The 1,541-nt window shown below is 66.5% G+C and carries 1 protein-coding gene; it reads left to right on the top strand.

What is annotated here, in order from left to right:
- Positions 1–233 precede the first annotated feature (233 nt).
- Positions 234–1,445 carry an ISAs1 family transposase gene (locus ABZ795_RS28715; protein WP_357532638.1) on the top strand — a complete coding sequence of 404 codons (1,212 nt, stop codon included), beginning with the start codon at positions 234–236 and terminating at the stop codon, positions 1,443–1,445.
- Positions 1,446–1,541: the final 96 nt, after the last annotated feature.

Genomic DNA, 1,541 nt, shown 5'->3' with positions numbered 1-1,541 from the left:
CCGCGAATACGACCCCACCCTCGGCAGGTTTATCTCCGTCGACCCAATCATGGACCTGAGCGACCCTCAGCAATGGAATGCCTACGCCTACGGCCCAGGGTCATTGCGTTCTAGCCGTGCGGGCGTCTGAGCTGGGGTTTTCCGAGGTGTATTGCCTCTGTGGAGGCGGGTGAAGCCCCCAAGGTGATCATGGAGTTCTCACGCTGCACGACAACCGAGGACTTCACCCGCCGATGACATCATCTCTGATCTCCGTACTGACCGTGACAACCCCCGGGACCGACACGCCACCAGAGCTGATCACCGACAGTGAATGCGGAGGGCTCCTGGCCGCGGTGAGCCTGGTCCCGGACCCACGGAACCCGCGCGGGGTGCGGTATCCCTTGGCAGCGTTGCTGACCGTCGCGGTGTGTGCGGTCCTGGCCGGTGCCACGTCGTTCACGGCGATCGCCGACTGGCTGTACGACCTGGACGAACCGGCCCGGGTCCGGCTCGGGTTCACCCGTGGCGTACCCGCCGGCACCACGGTGTGGCGGCTGTTGACCCGCCTGGACGCCGCCCTGATCAGCACCGTTCTGGCCGGCTGGCTGCGTTCCCGGGCACGACCGCAGGCCGTACGGCCACGCCGCTACCGGACCGTGATCGCCGTCGACGGTAAGACGCTCCGGGGCGCCCGCCTGGGCGACGGCCGTCAGGTGCACCTGCTGTCCGCGCTGGACACCAGCAGCGGCATCGTCTTGGCCCAGGTCACCGTCGACACGAAAAGCAACGAAATCCCCGCCTTCACCCCACTATTGGACGCCGTCGAGCGCGTGCTCGGCAGTCTGGACGGCGTCCTGTTCGTCGCCGACGCCCTGCATACCCAGACGTCTCACGCCGAGCAGATCACCGCCCGCGGCGCTCACCTGCTACTGCAGGCCAAGGGCAACCAGCCAACCCTGTTCACCCAGCTCAAGACGTTGCCCTGGGCGCAGGTCCCGGTAGGTGACCGCACCCGCAACCGTGGTCACGGCCGCACCGAGACCCGCACTGTCAAAGCCGTCACCCTGCACACCCCGGGCGGCATCAGCTTCCCGCACGCTCAGCAAGCCGTCCGGATCACCCGCACCCGCACCACCGGCGGCAAGACCAGCCGCGAGACCGCCTACCTGATCACGTCCCTGCCCGCCGCCGAGGCCCAGCCCGCCGACCTGCAGCACTGGGCCAGAGCAGAGTGGTTGATCGAGAACCAGGTCCATAACGTCAGAGATGTCACGTTCCGTGAAGACCACCACCAGGCCCGGACCGGTACCGGCCCCGCCGTCATGGCCACCCTGCGTAACACCGCGATCGGCTGGCACCGCATCAACGGCGAAACCAACATCGCTCGCGCCAACCGACGCGCCGACCGACGATCACACGACCTCATCGACACGGTGACCAGCAGTAACGCTAAAACGCAATGACCCTGTCCCGCACCGGGTTTGATGGAGACATCGAAATCTGGGAGGAACATCAGCGATGCCCGCACCGAAGAAGTACAACGATGAGCTGCGTGAGCG

The sequence above is a fragment of the Micromonospora sp. NPDC047134 genome, assembly GCF_040643455.1.
In the GTDB taxonomy this organism is placed as follows: Bacteria; Actinomycetota; Actinomycetes; order Mycobacteriales; family Micromonosporaceae; genus Micromonospora.
This window is presented reverse-complemented; position numbering and strand designations above follow the sequence as displayed.